The sequence below is a fragment of the Streptomyces sp. NPDC002619 genome (assembly GCF_042889305.1).
Taxonomy (GTDB): domain Bacteria; phylum Actinomycetota; class Actinomycetes; order Streptomycetales; family Streptomycetaceae; genus Streptomyces.
Genome location: NZ_JBIAQV010000012.1, coordinates 166,445 through 187,825 on the forward strand (window position 1 = coordinate 166,445; position 21,381 = coordinate 187,825).

The following is a 21,381-nucleotide window of genomic DNA, read 5'->3' on the forward strand; positions in this document are numbered from 1 at the left end:
GCGGTGTTACGGACAGTTCGTTGGCGCGGACCTGTCGTGGAGTCGGGTCTGGGCATCACCTCCCTCGGTTGCCGGGCGTTTTGTCCCTGGCGCGCCAGGCCGCGACGCCGGCCACGAGGCGCGGCACCGCCTTTGGCAGGACGGGGCCGCAGATCGCGGCGGCGAGGCCGGTGACCAGGGCGATCAGCAGGGCGTAGCGCACGGCGCCGAGCGCCCAGTCGGGTGTGTTCGGCAGCGCCTCGCCGGAGGCGGCGGGCGCGGTGGACGGGCTGCCGGCCGGGTTCGCGGACGCGGACGGGGAGGCGCTGTTGGCGCCGGCGCCCTTGCCTCCCGCCCCCGCACCGCCGGTCACTCCGGCGCCGCCGTCGGCGGAGCCGCCCAGGCCCGGTGTGCCTGCGCCGCCCGAGCTCTCGGAGCCACCTCCCGTACCGCCCGCCGTGTCCCCGCCGCCCGAGCCGGGCTGCGAGGCGCCGGCGCGGCTTGCGATGGCGTCGGCGGCCGCGCGGGTCTCGGCGCGGACCGAGGCGGGCAGCGCCGCGTAGCCCTCGGGCAGGGTGCCCGCCGCCACACCGGGCCGCTGTCCGTCGCCCACCGCGTACCGCAGCAGGGCCGCGTAGTCGTGGCCCTCCTGCTTGGTGAGCTTCTCGGGGACGGTGGCCGCGTAGGTGAGCATGCTCAGCGGGTAGGCGCCGGCGGACTTGGTGGCCGGGTCGGGCTCCTCCACTCCGGCGACCCCGCTCGGCTTCATCGCCGCCTGCCCGGCGAGCAGACTCGTCGTGCCGGGTGCCACGAAGCGGCCGGCGGCGTTCTGCAGCCGGGCCGTCACCAGGCCGTAGCGTGCGGCGGTCGCCGTGTCGGTGAGGGCGAGGACGGCCCGCTTGCCGGCGACCTGCGGCGGGTTCTTCTTGTAGGCGGGCGGCTGCGTGGTCGCGTCCCAGGTGGTGCGGGCCAGCGTGTCGCCACGCGCCGCGGAACGGGCGGCGGTGTGCAGGTCGTTGGCGTACGGGTGCTTGTCCTGGATGCACAGCGGGTTGTCGGGGTGGTCCGCGAACTGCTGGCAGAACGGGTCGCTCTTCGGGAACTCCTCCCGCGGCAGCGACATGTTCTTGTAGTTCGGGTTGACCTTCATGCCCGCGAAGCCAGGATCGCCGTAGCGGCCCTCGTTGTCGGGGGTGCCGTCGAGGAACTCCCGGGCCGCCGGGTCGCTGTCCACCCACTTCCACAGCTGCCACGCCGAGTCGGACAGCGCCTCGGGCACGATCACGTCACCGAGTGCGCCACCGAAGTCGAGGTCCTGGTAGCCGGGGTTGTACTTGAGGAACTCCGGGTCGCGGGCAAGGTTGAAGGGGTTGCCCTCGGTGCTCTTCGCGAAGCGCGAGTTGCCGTCCTGGTACGACTCGGTGAGCAGCTTGGCGACCAGGCGCGGGGTGAGGTCGAGCGAGGTCAGCCGGGCTCCGTCACGCGCTCTGACCGAGTCGGGCGCGCTGAAGCCGGCCTGGCTCTCGATGAAGAAGCCGAAGGTCAGGCCGGACAGGGCCACGGGCGCGTAGACGGGCCGCTGGTCGGCCGGGACCTGGTCGCCGGTGGCGGGGCGGCCGAGGAAGACCATGCCGGGTGTGCCGGAGACCAGCTTGGCGCGGGCGGTGTCGTCGGTGATCTGCGCGTAGCTGTAGATCGTCTTGCTCTTGGACTGGCACAGGGCGGGCTGCCAGCGGATGACGGCCTCGGCGGCCATCTCGTTGCCGAGGGTGCTGCGCTCGTCGGCGCCGAGCGGGCAGAAGTTGCCCATCGGTTCGAAGCTCAGCGGTACGACGAGACGCTGCTTCCAGTTGCTCGCGCTGAGCGGTGACGACTGGAGCATTCCGCTGGCCTGCTCGGTGTACGAGGAGCCGTCCACCTCGGTCTCGCCGCGCGGGACGACGACCAGCCAGCACTTACGGCCCGACGTCGCTCCGGAGGTCCCGTCGGGTACCTCGCCGCAGCCGAGGCCGGGTGCCTCGATGCCTGTCTGGGCCTCGAAGTAGACCTCGCCGGTGCCGTCGGGGCCGGTGCGGGCGTAGGGGACCTCGTTGGTCGTGTTGACGTCGTAGAAATCGTTCCAGTTCCCCGGCTGGCTCACGTCGTTGGTGACCGAGTGGAACGGGACGTACGAGTTGCCCGTCTTGGTGGGCGGCGGCAGCTTCTGCTCGCCGTCCTCCAGCGAGCCGTAGTTCAGCTGCCGGGTGTTGGTGTACGCGCCTGCGGCCTGGCTGCCGGTGCCCGCGCCCAGCGCGGAGGAGCCGCCGAACTGGCACTGCTCGGGGTCGGGTCCGGACTTGCCGTCGCCCCAGCACTGCATGATCTGCAGGTAGTTGGCGGCGTAGGTGGTGTCGGAGATCGTGGGGGCGGCGCCCTTCCAGGTGACCTTGAGGACCTGGTTGACCAGGTCCCTGGTCTGACTGACAGTCACCTTCAGGTTCGCGTAAGGGCCTTGGCCGGAGACCGTCACCGCCGAATTGGCACTGGCGGCCTCGGCGGGCCGGGGTGCCGAGACGAGCACGGCGGTGCCGATCATCGCCAGCAGGGCCAGGGCGACCGCGGCGGACGTGGTGACGAAGCGGCGCAGCGCGGCGATCACGACTTGCCCCGCTTCAGCCGGCGGGTGAGCAGCGGGGGCCCGACCGTGAGCGCCAGCAGCAGAACGCCGGCCACGGTCATCAGCGCCGTCCGCGAGCCACTGCTGATGCTCCGGGAGGTGTTGACGGGTACGGCGAAGGCGTCCGAGCCAGTGCCGTCGCCGGAGCCGCCCGAGGCGCCGTTCGCCCCGATGACCTGTCCGGTGTCCGGGTCGATCGTGGTACCGCCGGTCGTGCCGGCGCCGCCGGAGGCTCCGCCGGCGCCGGCGGCTCCGCCCGATCCCGCGCCGCCGGACCCGGCGCCGCCGGACCCGCCGGACGATCCGCCCCCGCCGGAGGCCGAGCCACCGCCCGAGCCACCGCCCGAGCCGCCGCCGGACGATCCGGCTCCGCCGGAGCTGCCCCCGACGTTGGTCGACTGCTTCGCCCCGCCCGTGCCGGTCGCGCACTGGGACGTGCCCTGCTTGTCACAGGCCGGCGGGTAAGGGGCTGTCTTGGCAAGGGTGTTGGTGCCGTCGCTGGAGAAGGTCGGGTTGTGGCAGTCCTTGATGTTGATCTTCTCGACGTCGACGCCGGGGATCCTGCGGACCTGGTCCAGTGCGGCCTGCACGAGGTTGATGGGCAGCGGCGAGTAGCCGAGGTTGTCCACGTGCTGCTGGCCCTGGCACAGGAAGTAGTACGCGAACGCGCCGAGTGTCTTGCCCTTCTGGGCGTTGAAGTTCGACTCCAGCTTGGTCGGGATGATCATGTAGCTGTAGCTGGAGAGCGGATAGGCGCGCGCGTCCCGGTCGTTGTAGACGTCGTCGAGGATCTGCGTCAGATAACTCGGTGAGGAGGAGTCATTGTTGATCCGCGCCTTCAGCAGCGACACCGCCACGTTCTTCGCGGTCGGTTCGACGTAGTACCCGGCCTTGTTGAGCACCTTGGCGACCGGGAAACCGGTCGTGTACACCGCGTACGAGTACTCGACGTAGGTGATGGTTCCGACATTGCCCGCCTGGGCGACATAGCCGGAGACGCCGTTCGAGCCGGCCTGGGAGACGAAGCCGCTGCCGGACACGACCGGGAAGTTGGACGTCGTCCCGCAGGGGGTGCTGCGGCCCGCGCGACGGCAGTAGGCGTCCCACATCCCCGGGTACTGCTTGCTCATCCAGGTGGTGAGCTGGGCGGTCGTACCGGAGCCGTCGGAGCGCACCACGGGGACGACCCTGCGGGCCGGCAGCGCGGCGGCGAGCGCGGGGTTGTCGGCCTTGATGGCCGGGTCGTTCCAGGTCTTGATCTGCCCGGTGAAGATCTTGGCGATGACGTCGCCCGACAGCCGCAGGTTGGTCACCCGCTTGTTGCCGATGGTGAGGTTGTACATGAACGACGTACCGCCGGCCACGATCGGCATGTACGCGTACTTGCGGGACGGTGCCGAGTCGACGACGCCCGAGTCCTTGACGCCGTACGGGATTTCGGAGACGGCGTAGTCCACGGTGCCGTTACGGAACTGGTTACGGCCGTCCGACGAGCCCGTGCCGTTGTAGTTCACGGTCATGCCGTACTGCTTGACGTTGGCACGCCACTGGTCGAGCGCGTTCTGGCTCCAGGTGGACCCGGCACCCGAGATCGGCACGTACGTCGCGGCCGAGGCCGGGGCGGCGCCGAACAGGAGGGCGGCCAAGAGGACAAGAGCCGTGAGGACTCTCGGGCGAGCGAGCGGTGCCGGAGGCGATCCGGGCATGACAGGTGACTCCTGGTCGGTTGGGTGCGTGCGGGCCGGGGTGGTCGGAGCGGCTATTCGGAGCCTGGGGCGACGGTGGGTGTGACTGCCGGGGTGACGCCGGGCCTGAACCGGTCGCGCCGGCCCATGCGTTCGGCATCGCGCCGCGAGGCCTGCACACGCCGGTGACGCTGGTTGCGGGTCAGCTCGCCGGGGCCGCGGCCGCCGATCACACGCGCGAGCACGAACAGCAGCAGGACGAGCGCCATCAGCAGGGCGGCGGAGCCGAATCCCCGGGCGATGTAGGCGGGTTGGGGGGAACGCACCAGATCGAACGTGGCCAGCGGCAGCGAGATCTGCGAATCGTGGAGCGGGTCGGCGTTGAATCCGGAGTTGACCCCGGAGGTGAGCAGCACCGGCGAGGTCTCGCCGATGCCGCGGGCGGTGCCCAGGATCACGGCGGTGGTCAGCCCGGAGCGCGCGGTGGGCAGGATCACCGTCCACACCGTGCGCCACTTGCTCGCACCGAGGGCGTACGACGCCTCGCGCAGCGAGCCCGGCACCAGCCGGACGACCACGTCGGCGGCGCGGATGATGATGGGCAGCATCATCACGCCGAGCGCCAGCGAGGCGGCGAACCCGGACTTGTCGATGCCGAGGATGAGGATCACGGTGGCGTAGATGAACAGACCGGCCACGATCGACGGGAGCGCCGTCATCGCCTCGACGATCGTCCGTACGAAACGCGCGTAGCGTCCGGGCACTTCATTGAGGAACACGGCGCACGCGAGTCCCAACGGAACGGTGATCACCAGGGAGATGGTGATCTGCTCCAGGGTGCCGATGATCGCGTGCGCCATACCGCCCTTGCTCAGCGGCTGCAGCGGGCCGGTGCTGGACATGTCCTCGGTGAAGAAGTTGAGGTGCACCAGCGAGGACTTGCCGCGCCACAGGGTGTACACCACCACCATCACCAGCGCGGCCAGCAGCAGCAGGCCGAGGCTCTGCCACAGGACGGCGGCGACCTTGTCCCGCACGGCCACGCTGTTCTCGTCGAAGGAGACGAGTACGGCGTACAGACCGACGAAGAGCAGGTACGCCACGACGACGAAGCCCAGGATCGCGTCGAACGGAGCGATCCAGACGAACAGCAGCGTGGTCAGCGAGAGCGAGCCGACGGCCGCGCCCACCAGGGCGAGCACGTCGGAGGCGTGCACGGTCGACGTGTTGCGGCGGACCTCGGGCGTGTCGTCCCGGTCCTCGAGAGCGGGCCGTACGGTCTGCCCGGCCGGCCGCTCCTTCAGGAGGTCGGTGGTCATGCTCAGGCCTCCGTTCCGGCGCCCGACCGGCCGCGGGCGGCGATCGAGGACGCGATGAAGTTCACGACGAGGGTCATCAGGAAGAGCGCGAGACCCGCGGCCATCAGGGCCGACATGCCGAAGTCGCTCGCGGAGCCGTAGCGCAGCGCGATCAGCGAGGACACCGAATTGGTGCCGTTCTGCAGGATGTGCGGCTGCACGGCGAAGACCGGCGAGATGATCATGTAGATGGCGATCGTCTCGCCCAGCGCGCGGCCGAGGCCCAGCATGGTGCCGCCGATCACACCGCCCCGGCCGTACGGCAGGACGACCGACCGGATCATGCCCCACCGGGTCGCACCGAGCGCCAGGGCGCCCTCGCGCTCACCGGCCGGCGCCTGCGAGAAGGTCTCCCGCATCACCGAGCAGGCGATGGGCGTGACCATCAGCGCGACGACGATGCCGGCGATGAACGTGGAGGACGTGTAGACCGTATTGGACTGCAGCGGGTCGTGCGGGTCGGCGCCGTCGACCTTGAAGATCGGGATCCAGGAGAAGTACGTGGAGATCCAGCGCGAGAGCCCGACGACGTGCGCCTGCAGGAAGAAGGCGCCCCACAGTCCGAACACCACACTCGGCACGGCGGCCATCAGGTCTACCAGGCTGATCAGGGTCCGCTTCAGCTTCCGCGGCGCGTACTCCGAGATGTACAGCGCGGTGCCCAGCGCCAGCGGCAGGGCGAGGACGATCGCCGTCACACCGATCAGCACCGTGCCGGTGATGACGGCGGCGATACCGAAGTGGTGGGAGTCCGGCTCCCAGGCGGAGGTGGTGAGGAAGGAGAACTTCGCCACGCCCAGCGCCTGCGACGCGCGGTAGGTAAGGAAGACACCGACCAGCAGCATGATCGCCAGCACGATGGCGCCGCTGGCGCCGAGCGTCGTGTGGAAGACACGGTCCACGGGCTCGACACGGCCGCGCGGCGTACGCCTCGCCTCGTCGTCGCGGAGGTCCTGCGGCTCGGGTGCGGAGGGTTGCCCGAGTCCGGGCGTTGCCACGCTCATCGCACACCGGTCCCGGTGCCGGCACGGTCACGGACACCGTTGCCATCGTCGCCCTTGCCGTCACCGTCAGCGGCTGCGGGACGCCGAGCGACCTCCGGCTTCACCTTCGGCGCGCCGGGGGCCGGCGTGGGGCGCGCGACGGCGCCGGATGCGGGCGTGGCGCGAGCGGTGGTCCGCCCGGCGCCGTACGGTCGCGTCCCGCCGATCTCGTCCGCCGCGCCCGACCCGCCCGCCGCGCGCGTCCTGTGCGGCGCGGGCTCGGTCAGCTCGGCCACCGGGACCGCGTTCAGGAACTGCCCGAGGTTGTACTGGCAGTCGCGCTGGCGCTGGTACGCCCGTCCGGCGACCGCGGCCGCGCGGCCGTCTATCTCCACACGCCAGCTCCAGCCCCCCGCCGAATCCGTCGTGCTCAGCAGCACCTTGGCGTCCGCGATGCGCTCACGCAGCCGCAGCACCGCGGCCCGGCACTCCGCGAAGCCGTCGTACGACTCGGCACTGCGGCCCAGTTCACGGTGGTTCGATCCGACGAGCCGCCAGCCGACCGCTCCTTCGTCCCGCCCAGGTCTCTGCCCAGCCCCCCGCACCATGTACAGGAAACGTGAAGGAACCATAGAAACCACCCCCCTCTCCCCACTCGTGCCGCGGCTGATTTACGTCACCTGCGGCGGAGAATCGCCCAAAGCGCACTGAGAGTCGCGGACCTGTGTGCGAGCTGTATCCACAATTGAGTGAAGGCCGAACGGATGCCAAATGAACGGCAGGGTTTGGCGTTTTGGGCGACAGGCCACCCCTCAAAGACACCAAAAAGCCCCTCCACGTGGGAGGGGCTTTCGTACGGCGGACGTTCGGCGGTTACTTCTCGGACACGCGTCGGACGCGCGTAGGTGCGAACTAGTACGCGATCGAGATGTGCGCGCGGGGATACGCGTGGCGCTCGATCTCGTCGACGACCGCGAGCGCGAAGTCGGCGCCGGAGATCTCCGAACCGCCCTGCTCGTCGAAGAGGGCGACCTCCCCGCCGAGGCGGTACGTCCCGGTCCGCTCGCCGGCGGCCCAGGAGCCGTAACCGCCGGCGGGCGAGACGAGGGTCCAGTCGAGCGCGTCGGGCGCGGAGTCCATGAGCCATGCGCGGATCGCGTCCATGTCACGCGATTCCGCCTGGAACCGCTCCGGTACGTCCCCTTCGGCGAACCGGGGCCGGCCGGGCGCGGGCCGCAGCGAGGAGAACCCGCCGATGACGATCATCCGGACCCCGGCACCGACGGCGGCACCCGCGAGGTCCTGGTAGAGGCCGGGCAACCGGCCCACCAGATCACCGCGTGGCGACAGCGCCGCGACCACGACATCCTGGCCGGTGATCAGCTTCGCGGCGTCCTCGGCGGCGCCGTGCCGGTACGTCACCTTGGCGACCGGCGCGGCGGGCGCGGACCGGGAGTACGACGTCACCGAGTGGCCGCGTGCGACGGCCTCTGCAGCGATGTTGGCGCCGGTGTAACCGGTTCCGCCGATGATCAGGATCTTGCTCACGACGACTCCCCGCTGGGTGGCGGTCAGCGCCAGCCGAGGGCCGGCGCGACGTGGGTGAGGATGCTGTCCAGTACATGAGTGTTGTAGTCGACGCCGAGCTGGTTGGGCACGGTCAGCAGCAGCGTGTCGGCCTCCTGGATCGCCTCGTCCTCGGCCAGCTGCTTGACGAGGACGTCGGGCTCGGCGGCGTACGTACGGCCGAAGATCGCCCGCGTGTCGGCGTCGATGTAGCCGACGTGGTCGCTGCTGTCGCTGTCGCGGCCGAAGTACGCGCGGTCCCGGTCGTCGGTGAGCGCGAAGATGCTGCGCGACACGGAGACACGCGGCTCGCGCTTCCAGCCGGCCTCGGCCCAGGCCTCACGGAACGCCCGGATCTGCGCCGCCTGCTGGACATGGAAGGGCGCGCCGCCCTCGTCGTCCTTGAGGGTCGAGCTCATCAGGTTCATACCGAGCTTGGCGGCCCAGGCGGCGGTGGCGTTGGAGCCGGCGCCCCACCAGATGCGCTCGCGCAGCCCTTCGGAGTACGGCTCGATACGCAGCAGCCCCGGCGGGTTGGCGAACATCGGCTGCGGGTTCGGCTCGGCGAACCCCTTGCCCTGGAGCACGGTCAGCAGCACCTCGGTGTGCGTACGAGCCATGTCGGCATCGCTCTCACCCTCACTCGGCCCGTACCCGAAGTACCGCCACCCGTCGATGACCTGCTCCGGTGACCCACGGCTGATGCCGAGCTGAAGCCTGCCGCCGGAGATGAGGTCGGCGGCGCCGGCGTCCTCGGCCATGTACATGGGGTTCTCGTAGCGCATGTCGATCACGCCGGTGCCGATCTCGATGCGCGAGGTCTTGGCACCGACGGCGGCGAGAAGCGGAAACGGCGACCCGAGCTGCTGGGCGAAGTGGTGCACACGGAAGTAGGCGCCGTCGGCACCGAGCTCCTCGGCCGCCACGGCCAGGTCGATGGACTGCAACAGGGTGTCCGAGGCCGTCCTGGTCTGGGAGTGCCTGGTGTCGGACCAGTGGCCGAAGGAGAGGAATCCGATGCGTTTCATGCACCTGTGAACGACGGACGTAACTAATTGATTCCTCAACTACCGACGAAGTCGATGGGTTATTGCTGGTAGGCGGCGCGTACGGCTGCAGATCCGCGTAGGACCTGCAGCCCCGGCGCTACTGGGTGATCGCGGGCCATGCGCTCTGGACGTGCCCCATGACGTCGGCCACCGGGCGCAGACCTACGGCTACGCGCCGGACGCCCGCCTGATGAGGTCGGCGACCGCGTCGGGCTTGGACAGATACACGGAGTGGCTTCCGGGGACCTCCACGGTCGTCGCCCCGATGCGCTCGGACATCGCCCGCTGCGCCGGCGGAGGGATCATGCGGTCGTCGGTGGCCACGAGGTACCAGCTCGGCTTGGTCCGCCAGGCAGGCCGGGACGCGGCCCCGTTGAGAGCATCGACGCCCCAGGGGACCTGGGAATCGGCCATGAAGGCCGCCAGGTCGGCCGGAACGTCCGCGGCGAACGAGGCGGCGAACTTGTCCCGGTCCAGGAACAGGAAGCCGTCCCGCGGCGGCAGGATCGGCGGCACCGGGGCACCGGGCGGCGGGTCGGCGATGAGGCTGCTCACCGACTCGCCCTTGTCCGGGGCGAACGCCGCGATGTAGACGAGGCCGGACACCTTCTCGTGGTTGCCGGCCTCCGTGATCACGACGCCGCCGTAGGAGTGCCCGACCAGGACGGCCGGCCCGTCCAGGGCGTCGAGGACCTGGTGTGTCGCGGCGACGTCACCGTCGAGGGACAGCGTCGGGTTCTGCACGATGCTGACGCGGTAGCCCTCGCTGCTCAGCAGGTCGTACACCCCCTGCCACCCGGAACCGTCCACGAAACCGCCATGGACCAGGACGACGTTCTTGGACTGCGCGTTCTCACTCATCATCTCTCCTGGATTGATCGGACTGATGAGGTCACGTGAATGACGCTAGAAGTGACGGCGACCTCGCCGATTCCGTCATGTGACGTAGTTCAGGAAGAGGAGGGGACTAACTTTCCTGCAGCTGGTCGAGCGCGTCGCGCAGGGCGGCTCGGGAGGTCACTCCGAGCTTGGGGAAGAGCTGGTAGAGATGGGTGGAGACGGTTCGCGGTGAGAGGAACAGACGCTCTCCGATCTCCTTGTTGGTAAGACCGGCGGCAGCGAGTTTCGCGATCTCCCACTGCTGGGGCGTCAGGGGGATTCCCGAGGACGGCGCACTGCCCTCTCTGTGGACACCGGTGGCGCGCAGTTCCTGGGCCGCACGACCGGCCCAGGGGGCCGCGCCGAGTCGCTGGAACGTGTCCACCGCGGCGGCCAGGTGGAGCCGGGCCTCGGTGGTGGCTTTGACGCGGCGCAGGTGCTCCCCGTAGTAAAGCTGGACCCGCGCCATATCGAACGGCCAACGCTCGGCCTCGGGCACGGCCAGCGCCTGCTCGAACCAGGTGCTCTCACCGCTGTCGGCGCAGAGGCCGGTGGAGGCGAGCAGCAGCGTCTTCAGTCTCGGTGAGATGGCGTCGAGGCCGGCCTTGCGGGCGGCGGCAACGTGCGCCTGGGCTTCGCTGCGGCGGCCGGTGCGCACGGCGGCTTCCGTGAGGTCCATCAGCAGCCACAGAGCGTGCGGTACGAACGCCGGAAAGACACCGCAGGGAGCGACAGTCGTTGCCTGTTGGTAGGCCTCCTCGAATGCTCCGCGGCCGAGCGCCGCCAGGGTCCGCGCGTGCGCGGCGTAGAAGCGCACGACACCGGCACGCCGCGGTCCGGCCCACTGGTCCATTTCGTCGGTCAGGGTGTCGGTGGCGGCGTAGTCGCCGCGGAGCGCGGCCCGAGCAGCACGAAGGAAGCTCCCGGGCCAGGCCAGCATCGGGTAGCCGTAGTCCTGACAAAAGGCCAGCCCTTCGTTGGCCAGGCGGTTCAGCTGCTCCCATTGCCCGGCATGCAGCGCGTGGTTGCCGAGCAGGAAGAGCGCCTCGATCGCCGGCGCGACCGCCTCCCCTTTACGCCCGGCCTCGACTACCCGTGTGAGCGCCTCGGTGCAGCCGCCGAGCCGGTCGACATAGGCGGACGCGATGCCGACCCGAACGATCTTGATGGGGTCGGAGTCGTAGGCGAGTTCGGCGATGGCCCCATCGAGCTGCTCCAGGTGGCGAGGCACGCAGCGGACCGGATCTGCGAAGGTCGCCCTCGTGATGGCCAGGATGCCCGGGTCGGCGGCGAACTTCTTCAGCGCGGTATCCAGCGGCTGCCACAACTCCGGTCGGCCGCCGAAGAAGCAGACCAGCAGCAGCGTGTGGAGTGCCTCGCCGAGGGTTGAATCCTGGGGCTCGTACGGTGCGGGCTGCATGGCAACGGCGGAGCTGAGCAGTCGGTGCGCGATGTCGATGTCGCCTGATTCGTTGAGCAGATAGACGGAGCTCGCAACGGCTGCGGCCAGGGGCCCGGGGCCGGGTGCCGCCCGGTGTGCGTGGTGGAGCAGCCGCGGGACTTCGTGGAGGTCTCCCGTGATGTTGGCGCCGAGGTACGCCGCCTCTGCCAGCCTGCGGGCACGCTGTGCACCGTCAGGGCTCAGGTCCGCGGCACGCAGCAGCGACGCGATCGCGACGGCGCCGTCGCCACGGCGGCTCATACTGTGCGCGGCCCGCTCCAGCAGCGCGGCCACTTCCTCGTCGGGAACCACGGTGGCCTGACCGAGATGCCAGGCCTGCCGCTCGGGCTGAGCGGACAGGGGGCGGGCAAGAGCAAGGTGCGCACTGCGGCGCTGATCGCTCGTGGACAGGTCGACCACGGCCGCGCGGGTCAGTGGATGACGGAACGTCAGGTGTCCGGCGCGGTCGTCGATCCGTATCAGCTGAGCGCGCTCGGCAGGCCCGAGTTGCTTGAGACTGCACCGGCCCGCCACGGCGGCCTGCAGAACGTGCAGGTCTCCGGTGCCCTCAAGGGCGGCGAGCAACAGCAGGTACCGCGTGACCGCCGGAAGGGCGTTGATGCGCGAGGCGAACGCCGCCTGCAGACGGTTGCTCAGGGGCAGGTGCCCGGGCAGTGCTTCCGACGCCCTGCGCTGTGAATCGCTCAGGGACACGGGCAGCTCGAGCAAGGCCAGGGGGTTGCCCTGCGCCTCCGCCATCAGGCGTTGCCGGACCCGGGGAGCCAGCGCCGGGTAACTGCTGACCAGCAGCGTGTCGGCGGCCTGGTCGCCCAGCGGCTCGAGGACGTGAACGGGAAGGCCCGCGTGGTCGAAGAAGCTGTCCGCCCCCGGTCGCTCCGCACAGAGCAGGCCGACCTTCGTACCCAGCAGTCGACGGGCCACCCATCCCAGGACCACTGTGCTGGTGGGATCCATCCACTGCAGATCGTCGATGATCAGCAACAACGGGTGCTCGCATGTCAGTTGCCTCAGGAGCGCGAGGAGCGCCCGAGCCACTGCCTGGTGGGCGGGCGCCGGACCGCTGCCCTGCCCCAGGGCGACCGTCAGCGCCTCTTTGTGCACCTGGCTGAGTGCGTCGGCCTCGCTCATCACCGGCTGGAGGAGTTGTTGGAGACCGCTGAAACTGATGTGGGCTTCGAACTGCACCCCTGTTGCGTGCAAGGCAGGGATGGCGGCGGCCGCCGCTCGGCGCGCGGCCGCGGCGAGCAGCGCGGTCTTCCCCACCCCCGGCTCCCCGGAGATCAGCAGCGTGCCGCCGACAGCCGAGATGCCTTTGAGGAAGGAGTCGATGCGCCGCAGGTCAGCCTCACGGCCGACCAACGCCTCACCCGGATCGTCGCGAGCGATCGGATACTGCTCGTCCCCCGGAGGTTCCTGTTCTCCAGTCTCCGTCGTCAGGTGCGTGGCCACGCCGCCCCTCTTCTCCGAAGCTGTCGTGCTCCACCGCCTCGGGCCGGCCGCGCGGGCGCGCCAGAGCTGGGTAGGCGCGCCGTTCGGGCCTCCTGCCTCTGGTGGAAGGGATGTGATCAGCTTGTGGCGACGGGGGCGTCCGCCGCTTCTGTCAGAAGACCTGACTTGGGGCGGCCCGCAAGGGCCCGGCTTCGCGCGCCGCCCTGCCCTGCTGGTTGCCGCCAGCCGCCTCATCAGAACCGGAGTGCGCTCACGCCTGGCGCAGGAAGCGTGCTCCTACCGGGCTAGACGAAGTCCCGTAGCTGGAAGCGTGAGGTGACACCGAGCTTGGGGAACGCCCGATTGAGGTGGAAGCCGACGGTGCGGGGGGACAGGAACAGGCGGGCCGCGATCTCCTTGTTGGACAACCCTTGAGCGGCGAGCTGAACGATGGCCAGTTGCTGAGGGGTGAGTTCCATGGTCGCGTCCTGATGGCGCGCCTCGGCAGTGTCGACACCGGTGGCCCGCAACTCCGCGGCCGTGCGGGTACCCCAGGGGGTCGCCCCGAGGCCTTGGAAGAGCTCCAGTGCTTCGTTCAGCGGAACACGGGCGTCGGCCGGCCGCTGACGGCGGCGCAGCCACTCACCCAAGTCGGCCAGAGCGAGGGCGCGTTCGAAGGGCCACTGGTCGCCGCCCGGGTTGAACGCCGCCTCACGGAGAAGATCTTCGGCGTGTGCGGCTTCGTCGGCCAGAATGCCTCGGGCTCGGCACAGGATGAGATGCAGCCTCAACGATGTCTTGGCGGGCAGTTGCCCCATCGCTGCGTCGAGCGTGGCCTGCGCCTCCTTGGACCGGCCGATGCGTACGGCACTCGCCGCGAGGTCGGCGAGTCCATGGAAGGAGCTGTGGAAGTGCAAGGGGCTGCCGTCGCGGTGGAAGAGTCGGCTGAGGTGGAAGTAGGCGGCGTGGTGATCGCCTTCGGCGAGTGCGGCCAGCGCGCTCGCCTGGCGGGCGCGCACCTCGAAGGTGCGTGTTCCTCGCAGGTCGAAATCGTGGGTGGCGTCGGCGAGCGTCTGCCTGGCGCGTCGGCTGTCCCCGCGAACGGCGGCGAGGGCGCCGGCGAGAATCTGATTGCTGACTGTGGCGAGCTCCAGCCCGCCGGCGGCGGCTGCGCGCTCGGCCTCGCCCACCCCCGCGAGGGCGGCCGGCCAGCGACCGGCCTCGAACAGGGCCATCGCGTAAGCGGAGGCGACGGTGGCGTTCCCTCCCGCAGTGGATGCCTGGCGGTAGATCTCGAGCATGGTGCCGAGCAGTTGCACGGCCATCTCGGTCTCGTCCAACGCCCACGCTGCGGCACCCAGCATCGACCACGCCCCGAGCGGCTTGTCGTCCTGGGAGGCTGCGTGGCGAAGGTGAGCAAGAGCTTCGTCGCGCGAACCAAGCGGGTCACAGCCGCCGAGGATCCACGTCGTGCAGGCGTTCGGAGCGTGGGGCGAAAGACGCCGGTAGCGGTCCAGGATGGCTTCGCGGAAGCGGGCGTCACCGCTGGTGTAGGCAACCATCGCCGCGGTTCCGAGCGCGTCGAAGACCGATTCAGGTCGGGTGGTCGCCCAGGCATCGGCCGCCGCCATCAGCCGGTCCATCGCTTCGTCGTGCCGGCTGGTCAGAGCCAAGGCCCAGCCGGCATACAAATCGGCCTCCGCACGAGCATCGGCGGTGTCGGCGTCGGCGGCCACAGCGGAAGTCAGCTCTGCCACCCAGCGCGGATGGCCGGCGGACATCGCGAACTCGGCAGCAGCGTTGAGGCGGCGTACACGGTCATCCGTGCGAGGGCTGAGCTGAGCGGCCCGCTCCAAGGTCATCGCGGCTGCCGCGTAGCCGCCTCGGCGGCGGGCACGTTCCGCAGTGGCCTCGAGGGCGTCGGCAACGGCTTCGTCCGCGGTGACCGTGGCGGCGGCACGGTGCCAGGCCCGGCGGTCCTCGTCGAGGTCGGGTACCGCCGCGATCAGTCGGTGTGCCTGGCACCGCTGGTCGAAGGGGGCGGCGGCCAGGACGGCGGATCGGACCAAGGGGTGTCGGAACCTGATCACTCCCTGGTGCAGGGTGAGCAGCCCGGCTTTCTCCGCCGCGGACCAGGCATCGTCCGCGGCCCGTGCGACCTGCGTCTGGCCGGCGAGGACGAGAGCTGCTCCCGGGGCGGGCGCGGTCGCGTCGTTGTCGTACGCATCTTGAGAGTCGGGCAGGCGGACATCGCCGAGGATCTCTGCCATGGCGGCCATGTCGGGCAGGTCGGCGACCGCGGCAAGCAGGAGCAGACGGCGCGTGGGCTCCGGCAGGGCAGCGAGGTCCGCGGCGAAGAGCTGTTCCAGGCGCTCGGTGAGCGGGAGTTCCAGGCCTACCTGCTCCTCGCTGAGCGAGCGAGTGGCTGCCGCGCGTGCGAGCTCGACCAGGGCGAGCGGGTTGCCACCGGCCTGCCGCATCACCTGTCGGCGGGTTCGGCCCTGCGGCGGCACAGCAAGGGATTCGAGCAGGCGTGCGGCCTGGACGTCGTCGAGGTCTTCCAGCCGATGACGTGTGCTCTGGCGCATCCAGCTTGGCGGCAGTCCTGCTGGGCGGGACGCGAGGAGGAAGCCGACGGGCTCGCCTTGGAGGCGTCGGGCGCACAGGCTCAGGAGGTCCTGGGTGGACTGGTCAAGCCACTGGAGGTCATCGATGATCACAAGGAGCGGCCCTGGCTCAGCCCACCGGGACAGAACGCGTAGCAGGGCTCCGGCCAGAGCGAGAGTTCCTCCAGCGGCCGCCTCTCCCCCGCGCAGGGCGGCTTCGAGGACCGGCCGGTCCTCGGCATCGATGTCGGCCAGGGCGCTGTGCCGCGGTTGCAGGAGCGTGTCGAATCCGCTGAAGGCGAGACCGGCCTCCTCGGGGCGGCCGACGACCCAACGGGTCTGCCCGCCTTGGTCGTTGACGCGCCTGGCCGCAACCTCCAGAAGCGAGGTCTTGCCGATGCCTGGCTCGCCCAGCAGCAGCAGAGTGCGCTCGGCCGCCCCGGCTTCGGGTCCTGACGCATCGGTCGACAACTCTCCGCGCAGGCGATCAAGAAGGGTGTCGATGGCGTTCAAGGTCTGATCCCGGCCGAGCAGCCTTGTCTGGACCGGCGACATCGGACCCCCTACGCGTCGTTCTCCCCCCGCGGCCGACGAGGCCAACCCTAACGCGACTCGACCAGTCGGGGACCGATGCAGCAGCCGCCCGACCTGCCGGCCGATGCCCTCCATCAGGACTCCAGCCATGCCCGGGCGAGTAGGCCAGGCGCACGGAGCCGGTGGACTTGTTCACCTCGAAGGACTTGACGACCTTGGTGTGGGGTGTGGTGAAGGTGTCCTTGTCGGAGACCGGGCCGGTGACGTCGCCCTGGATGACGTCCACGCGGGGAGTCTGAGCTCGCGACAAGGTCTCCTGTGCGGTCGGTTCCGGCGCGGTCTTCACGGGCCGCGATGCTCGCAGCGGCCAGGCGGCGGATCTGCACGCTCCGCCACGATGAAGGCTTGGGCGCCATGCCACGTTTAGGCTCCCGGGCCGGCCTTCGTCTTGCGAGCAGGAGCAGACCCGTCACGGGGGCTACCGAGCCTGCCCCTGCACGCTGGCGCCCACATACCCCCTCGACGGAGTGGCAGGCGCCTCACACTCGTCAGCGCCCCCTGAGGCTGGAGTGTCACGGGTGACGGCGGACAGGTGCGAGATCAACGCCCAAGTGGAAAGCGCCACTTGAGTACGCCACAAGCGCGTCATACCTCTCCACAGCGAGTCCGCACAGCGCCACACCGAGCCCCTCCCACCAGCCGGGCCTGCACGATATAGGCCGGGCCGCGGCGTACCCGGGGGTGAACCGTGCCCTACAGCACCCCCACCGCCACCGCCGTCGCGGCCGACGCCAGCCACACCACGGCGACGGCGAATTTGATCTGGACGTACCCCCAGTCGCCGACGCGCGGAACCCTCAGGCCGGCACGCTTTCGCAGGGTGGCCCACCGGTCCAGATCGGGATGGGCGGAGAGGTACACCGTCGCCGCCGTGCCGAGGACGAGTCCGGCGAGAGCGGCGAGCACGTCCGGCACCGGCGCGTACAGCACCGCGACGGCGGTAACGGCCGCACCGCCGAGCAGCCAGTGCACGACCGCCCAGAGCACCAAGCGCCTCGCGTCCTTCTTGTCGAGAATCACGTCACCTCACCGTCCCCCTGTGACCTCCACCAGTTCCCCCGTTCCCGCCCACCGGCCGCAACAATCGCCAGGGAGCCCTACGGTGAACAGCACCGATGGCCCACTGGGGCCTCGCCCAGGGCGCCCACAACGCCTGGCGCCGAACCCATGACGCCGGCGCCCGCTGAACGGGAGGATGAGCCCCGGCTCGGTCCCCCGGCCGGGGCTTCGCCGTGTCCAGCGTTCGCCGCCAACGATGAAGGCCTGGGCGCCCTGCCACGTGTTGGGCACCCAGGCCAGCCTTCGAGCAGGGACAGACCCGTCACGGGGGGAGACGAGCCTGCCCCTGCATGCCGGCGCCCGCATGACTCCCCCAGGAGAGCAGACGCCTCGCCCTCTCCAGCGCACCGTGCGATTGGAGTGTCACGGGTGACGGCGAATGGATGCGAGATCAACATCCATGTGGAGCACGCCACTTGAGCACATCACAACCCCGTCACGCCGCTCCACAGAACGCTCACGCAGCGCCTCTACGCGGCGCGCGATGCCCCCCAAGCATCAACAAGCCATGGAGGGACCGTGAGTAGCTACAGAGACGTGCAGAGCGCCGTGCGCGTGGAGAAGTTCCGCATCTGGTTCGCCTGGCTGTCCGGCAACATCATCATGCTGCTCATTGCGGGCGGCACGCGGAACATCAACGTCGTCAGCACGATCACCCAGATCCTCTTCACGGCCTCCTTCTTCCTGCTCACCTTCGTCGCCATCCGGATGACCAACGCCCTCGACCGCAAGGCGCTCGCCGCCCGCCGCGAGGTCCTCGGCGACGACCTGTAGGAGGTGGCGCCCGTGGCCGGCAACCCGCGCAACGGGCGCCCCTACCGCCGCCTCGTCGACTGGCTCCGAGCCCAACGTCTCCCATACTGGTGGTGCGGGCACAACATCGGATACGAACTCGACGCCCGTCACCCCCTGTCGTTCACCCTCGACCACGAAGTCCCGCTGTCCAAAGGCGGCAGCCTCCTCGACCCCGCCAACGCCCGCGCTGCACACCGACGCTGCAACAGCGCCCGCGGCAACCGCCTCACCACCCCACAGCCCCGAGCATCACGGAGGTGGTGGCCATGCAGCGCCTCACACGCCAGGCCCCGCGGCCGCCGCGCTGGTACGAGTACAGCCTCACCGCCACGTTGATGGTCACCACCACGTGCCCGGACCTACCACGAGATGCGAGCTGCGGGGAGCGGTGCCAACAATCGAACTGAGAGGCAGTGACGCCGACCACAGAAAGGCAGCCGATCATGCGAAGCAGGATCATGCGCGCTCTGACCGCCAGCGTCGCCGCAGGCATGCTTGCCAGCGGAGCAGCCGTGGCCTCTACGGGCACCGCCTTCGCGGTACCGGCGAACGCCAATATGGCCGTCAGTCATCACGCGCCCACACCGCACCCCACGAAGACGCCGAAGCACAAGAAGTGCCCGAAGGGCGAGCACTACACGAAGGTCAACGGCAAGTGGGGCTGTCACAAGAAGTAGCAACCGTGCCGGGCGCCGGGGACATTCGGTCCCGACATCCTTGCCCGATGCTGCGGCGGGATCAGCGCAAACTCCTCGGCGCCCGCGAACCCCGCTGATAGCCATGCATACAGGGCGATTCCAATCGATACCATCGGCCAGGGCCTGTCCGAATGTCGGCAAGGACGTCGCCGACCATGAATCTCGGATCCGCGCCCTCGAGCACACCATGTGGCGTGCGGCCGGCGGTGCCGCGGTCCTCGGCGCTGGTGTCGGGGTCGTCGCCCAGTTCCTCATGCGCTGAACCACCAACGCCCCCAGCCACGGTCACCAGGCCGTGGCTCGGGGCGTTTCGTCATGCCCGGGGCTGCTCCGGCGGCCGGTCGTAGGCGGCGAGCGTCGCCTTCGTCGTCGACGCGTCCTGGAAGACCAGCTCCCACGGCCCGGTGTTGACGTCGAACTCCTTGCCGAAGCCCACCCACTTGCCCGTCATCCGGCGGCCGGTCGGCTCGACGAGCAGCTGGATCGCCCCGTGGTAACGGGCGCCCCGGTAGTAGCCCTCGGTCGCCGTCTGCTCGGTCCACGTGCCGGTCGCGACGTGCCCGTCGATCTCCAGGTCCATCGTCAGCGGCGAGTTGGGGTTCGACGAGGCGTTCGGCAGGGAGCGCGCGGTGAGCCGGCTGCCGTGCTGCAGGAGCACGACGTAGTGCATACCCGTGAACGCGGAGTCGCGTCCGGAGCTGAAGAACTCGTACCGCGACAGCCACACCCCGGAGTAGTTGCGGTGGGCGCCCTGGGGTTCGGGCTGCGGTGTCGTACTCACCGCGGGGGCGACGCCTTCCGGGGCGGCTTCCATGTCGTGGCCGCCACGGCCGTCCTCGGAGACGCGGGCCATGGGCACGGGGATGGTGAAGCCGAGGGACTCGATAGGCAGGCCGGTGACGGATTCCAGGGCGCGGGCGTAGACGGGGCGGGGCGAAGTCGTGATGCCGGATTCCCAGCGCTGTACGAGCCGCTTGTTGGCGTCGTTGGGCTGTCCGGCGCGGGTGCCGGCGTCGCGGATGGCTCGGGCAAAGTCGTCCTGTGACATGAGCAGGCCCATGCGGGCTGCTCGCAGTGCGCTGTTCGGTGTGGCCATAGGGATCGCGGTAGACCCCTCCAGCCCGGAATGACACCGGAATGGCGCCCCGAGTGTCGCCGGATTGACGCCCGCACCGACCCCGCGCAACTCCCCGTGACCGGAGCACCTTGAATCCGTGACCGACACAGGCAGCGAGATCGCGCACCCCGGTCTGACCATCACGGTCTACCGGGTCAACCCCCAGACGCTGAAGCGCACACCCGTCCGCTCATACGTGCTCCCCGCGGCTGACAAGGCAGCGACGGCCTGTGCCTGCGCACCGGCGACTTCCTGCGCTCGCAGGGCTGGGCGCTCGACGAGGAGCTGTGGGCCATCGACGGCGCGGACTGCTCGCCGTGTGACGACAAGGTCCCCGACAGCCACTGACCCGACTACAGTCGCCCCCGCCCTCACGGCTCCCCGAGGGCGGGGGCTCCCGCATCCCGACGACCAGAGGAACTGCTGTGCCCGTACCGCACGACATCGCCGCCGAGACCGAACTGTGGGACGCCTACGCCGAGTCCGCGTTCAAGGACGATGCCGAGCCGTCGTTCTGCTGGACCCAGTACACCGGCCACGGCCCCGGCCCGGAACTCCTGGGCGCCCCGGAGTCCGTGCTGGAGGTCGGGTGCGGAACCGGCCGCGCGCTGGCCCACCTCGCACGGCAGGGCGTGAAGGCGACCGGCGTGGACCTGTCGCCGCGCATGGTGCAGCTGGCGGCCGAGAAGTGGGCGCCGCTCGGGGTGCGGATCGAGCAGGGGGAGATCCTCGACTGGCTCGCCACCGGCGAAGGCCGGTACGACGCCGTGTACTCGATCTTCGGGGCGGCCTGGTTCACCGACCCGTCCCGCCTCTTCCCCCTCGTCCGCGAGCACCTGGTGCCGGACGGCGTGTTCGTGTTCTCCCAGCCGCCGGCGATCCCTGGCGCGTATGGGGCGCAGGGCATGTACAAGGGCGGCTTCGCGGGGAAGGCCATGTTCACCTATCGGTACAGCTACCGGCCAGCAGTATGGGAGCGCCTGTTGACCCGAGCCGGATTCGCCACGGCCAAGGCGGAAGTCCTCGAGGCCCCGAAGCCGGGCCACATCGGAACACTGATCGTCTCTGCTCGCGCCTGAGTTACTGCCCGGCTGGATCGCCCGGCCGAGGCCCGACTCATGTCGTGATCGCTAACCCTTCGGGCCAGCAGGGGCCGGCTAACGATCTCCTGCGTGTCGCTGCACGGCTCGGCGGTCAGTCAGGCGCAGAGTCAGTCCAGGTGAAAACGTCCTCGCGTCGAAGCGGTGCGGTGGGGCGGGTGGGACTCGAACCCACGGCCGACGGATTATGAGTCCGCTGCTCTAACCGGCTGAGCTACCGCCCCATAACGGCGTGTCGCGTACATGTGTACGCGCCGTCTGCCGCAGCATAGCCGCTCATACGATCTCCTGCCTCGGATGGTCGGCTTCGCATGACCCTGAGGACTCCCCTGTGGCCTGCGCGGTTCCCTCGGAGCCGGATCCCGCC

The 21,381-nt window shown here is 70.0% G+C and carries 16 protein-coding genes and 1 tRNA gene; 4 read left to right on the forward strand and 13 right to left on the reverse strand.

Features of this window, described 5'->3' with window-relative positions; genetic code table 11:
* Nucleotides 1-55 precede the first annotated feature (55 nt).
* The 11 genes from ACFYXB_RS21095 to ACFYXB_RS21145 all read right to left on the reverse strand — a co-directional run bounded on the left by ACFYXB_RS21095 (nucleotide 56) and on the right by ACFYXB_RS21145 (nucleotide 17,265).
* Nucleotides 56-2,617 (reverse strand): hypothetical protein, encoded by a 2,562-nt coding sequence (locus ACFYXB_RS21095; RefSeq protein WP_389584452.1) that lies wholly within the window; start codon nucleotides 2,615-2,617, stop codon nucleotides 56-58.
* Nucleotides 2,614-4,341 (reverse strand): phosphate ABC transporter substrate-binding protein PstS, encoded by a 1,728-nt coding sequence (pstS, locus tag ACFYXB_RS21100; RefSeq protein ID WP_389584453.1) that lies wholly within the window; start codon nucleotides 4,339-4,341, stop codon nucleotides 2,614-2,616. The genes ACFYXB_RS21095 and pstS overlap by 4 nt, the downstream gene beginning before the upstream one ends.
* Nucleotides 4,342-4,394: 53 nt before the next feature.
* Nucleotides 4,395-5,639: a phosphate ABC transporter permease PstA gene (gene pstA, locus ACFYXB_RS21105; protein WP_389584456.1), complete on the reverse strand. Its 1,245-nt coding sequence runs from the start codon at nucleotides 5,637-5,639 to the stop codon at nucleotides 4,395-4,397.
* A 2-nt stretch (nucleotides 5,640-5,641) separates the two neighbouring features.
* Nucleotides 5,642-6,682: a phosphate ABC transporter permease subunit PstC gene (pstC, locus tag ACFYXB_RS21110; RefSeq protein WP_389584458.1), complete on the reverse strand. Its 1,041-nt coding sequence runs from the start codon at nucleotides 6,680-6,682 to the stop codon at nucleotides 5,642-5,644.
* A complete protein-coding gene (locus ACFYXB_RS21115) occupies nucleotides 6,679-7,293 on the reverse strand; it encodes a hypothetical protein (RefSeq protein WP_389584461.1) in 615 nt (204 codons plus the stop codon). The genes pstC and ACFYXB_RS21115 overlap by 4 nt, the downstream gene beginning before the upstream one ends.
* A 280-nt stretch (nucleotides 7,294-7,573) precedes the next feature.
* On the reverse strand, nucleotides 7,574-8,209 hold the full coding sequence (locus tag ACFYXB_RS21120; protein WP_389584464.1) for an NAD(P)-dependent oxidoreductase: 636 nt from the start codon (nucleotides 8,207-8,209) through the stop codon (nucleotides 7,574-7,576).
* A 23-nt stretch (nucleotides 8,210-8,232) separates the two neighbouring features.
* Nucleotides 8,233-9,255: an LLM class flavin-dependent oxidoreductase gene (locus ACFYXB_RS21125; protein ID WP_351358951.1), complete on the reverse strand. Its 1,023-nt coding sequence runs from the start codon at nucleotides 9,253-9,255 to the stop codon at nucleotides 8,233-8,235.
* A gap of 189 nt (nucleotides 9,256-9,444) precedes the next feature.
* A complete protein-coding gene (locus ACFYXB_RS21130; protein WP_389584467.1) occupies nucleotides 9,445-10,137 on the reverse strand; it encodes an alpha/beta fold hydrolase in 693 nt (230 codons plus the stop codon).
* Nucleotides 10,138-10,243: 106 nt separating this feature from the next.
* Nucleotides 10,244-13,066: an AAA family ATPase gene (locus tag ACFYXB_RS21135; protein WP_389584470.1), complete on the reverse strand. Its 2,823-nt coding sequence runs from the start codon at nucleotides 13,064-13,066 to the stop codon at nucleotides 10,244-10,246.
* A gap of 284 nt (nucleotides 13,067-13,350) precedes the next feature.
* Nucleotides 13,351-16,335 carry an AAA family ATPase gene (locus ACFYXB_RS21140; RefSeq protein WP_389584473.1) on the reverse strand — a complete coding sequence of 995 codons (2,985 nt, stop codon included), beginning with the start codon at nucleotides 16,333-16,335 and terminating at the stop codon, nucleotides 13,351-13,353.
* 603 nt (nucleotides 16,336-16,938) lie between these two features.
* On the reverse strand, nucleotides 16,939-17,265 hold the full coding sequence (locus ACFYXB_RS21145; RefSeq protein ID WP_389584476.1) for a hypothetical protein: 327 nt from the start codon (nucleotides 17,263-17,265) through the stop codon (nucleotides 16,939-16,941).
* Between the two features lie 558 nt (nucleotides 17,266-17,823).
* Between ACFYXB_RS21145 and ACFYXB_RS21150 the strand changes: the two genes are divergently transcribed.
* The 3 genes from ACFYXB_RS21150 (at nucleotide 17,824) to ACFYXB_RS21160 (ending at nucleotide 18,776) form a co-directional block, all read left to right on the forward strand.
* The gene (locus ACFYXB_RS21150; RefSeq protein WP_389584479.1) at nucleotides 17,824-18,078 is read left to right on the forward strand and encodes a hypothetical protein; all 255 of its coding nucleotides are present in this window, start codon (nucleotides 17,824-17,826) and stop codon (nucleotides 18,076-18,078) included.
* Between the two features lie 12 nt (nucleotides 18,079-18,090).
* Nucleotides 18,091-18,435, forward strand: coding sequence for an HNH endonuclease (locus tag ACFYXB_RS21155; RefSeq protein ID WP_389584482.1), 345 nt, complete (start codon nucleotides 18,091-18,093; stop codon nucleotides 18,433-18,435).
* Nucleotides 18,436-18,542: 107 nt separating this feature from the next.
* Nucleotides 18,543-18,776, forward strand: coding sequence for a hypothetical protein (locus ACFYXB_RS21160; protein ID WP_389584485.1), 234 nt, complete (start codon nucleotides 18,543-18,545; stop codon nucleotides 18,774-18,776).
* A 334-nt stretch (nucleotides 18,777-19,110) separates the two neighbouring features.
* On the opposite strand, the gene ACFYXB_RS21165 is transcribed toward ACFYXB_RS21160, so the two are convergent.
* Entirely contained in the window at nucleotides 19,111-19,893 is a 783-nt protein-coding gene (locus tag ACFYXB_RS21165) for an XRE family transcriptional regulator (protein WP_389584488.1), read from the reverse strand.
* Between the two features lie 446 nt (nucleotides 19,894-20,339).
* Here ACFYXB_RS21165 and ACFYXB_RS21170 point away from each other — a divergent pair, with 446 nt between their 5' ends.
* Complete coding sequence (locus tag ACFYXB_RS21170; RefSeq protein WP_389584491.1) at nucleotides 20,340-20,993, forward strand: class I SAM-dependent methyltransferase; 654 nt, start codon at nucleotides 20,340-20,342, stop codon at nucleotides 20,991-20,993.
* A gap of 171 nt (nucleotides 20,994-21,164) precedes the next feature.
* Here the strand turns inward: ACFYXB_RS21170 and ACFYXB_RS21175 are convergent.
* Nucleotides 21,165-21,238 (reverse strand) — tRNA-Ile (locus ACFYXB_RS21175).
* Nucleotides 21,239-21,381 lie beyond the last annotated feature (143 nt).

What these genes read in the sequence shown, in the direction of transcription:
- pstA (WP_389584456.1), bottom strand. Translation starts at nt 5,639, where the DNA reads ATGACCACCGACCTCCTGAAGGAGCGGCCGGCCGGGCAGACCGTACGG.
- ACFYXB_RS21125 (WP_351358951.1), bottom strand. Translation starts at nt 9,255, where the DNA reads ATGAAACGCATCGGATTCCTCTCCTTCGGCCACTGGTCCGACACCAGG.
- ACFYXB_RS21140 (WP_389584473.1), bottom strand. Translation starts at nt 16,335, where the DNA reads ATGGCTGGAGTCCTGATGGAGGGCATCGGCCGGCAGGTCGGGCGGCTG.
- pstC (WP_389584458.1), bottom strand. Translation starts at nt 6,682, where the DNA reads ATGAGCGTGGCAACGCCCGGACTCGGGCAACCCTCCGCACCCGAGCCG.
- ACFYXB_RS21115 (WP_389584461.1), bottom strand. Translation starts at nt 7,293, where the DNA reads ATGGTTCCTTCACGTTTCCTGTACATGGTGCGGGGGGCTGGGCAGAGA.
- ACFYXB_RS21130 (WP_389584467.1), bottom strand. Translation starts at nt 10,137, where the DNA reads ATGAGTGAGAACGCGCAGTCCAAGAACGTCGTCCTGGTCCATGGCGGT.
- ACFYXB_RS21165 (WP_389584488.1), bottom strand. Translation starts at nt 19,893, where the DNA reads ATGGCCACACCGAACAGCGCACTGCGAGCAGCCCGCATGGGCCTGCTC.
- pstS (WP_389584453.1), bottom strand. Translation starts at nt 4,341, where the DNA reads ATGCCCGGATCGCCTCCGGCACCGCTCGCTCGCCCGAGAGTCCTCACG.
- ACFYXB_RS21160 (WP_389584485.1), top strand. Translation starts at nt 18,543, where the DNA reads ATGCGAAGCAGGATCATGCGCGCTCTGACCGCCAGCGTCGCCGCAGGC.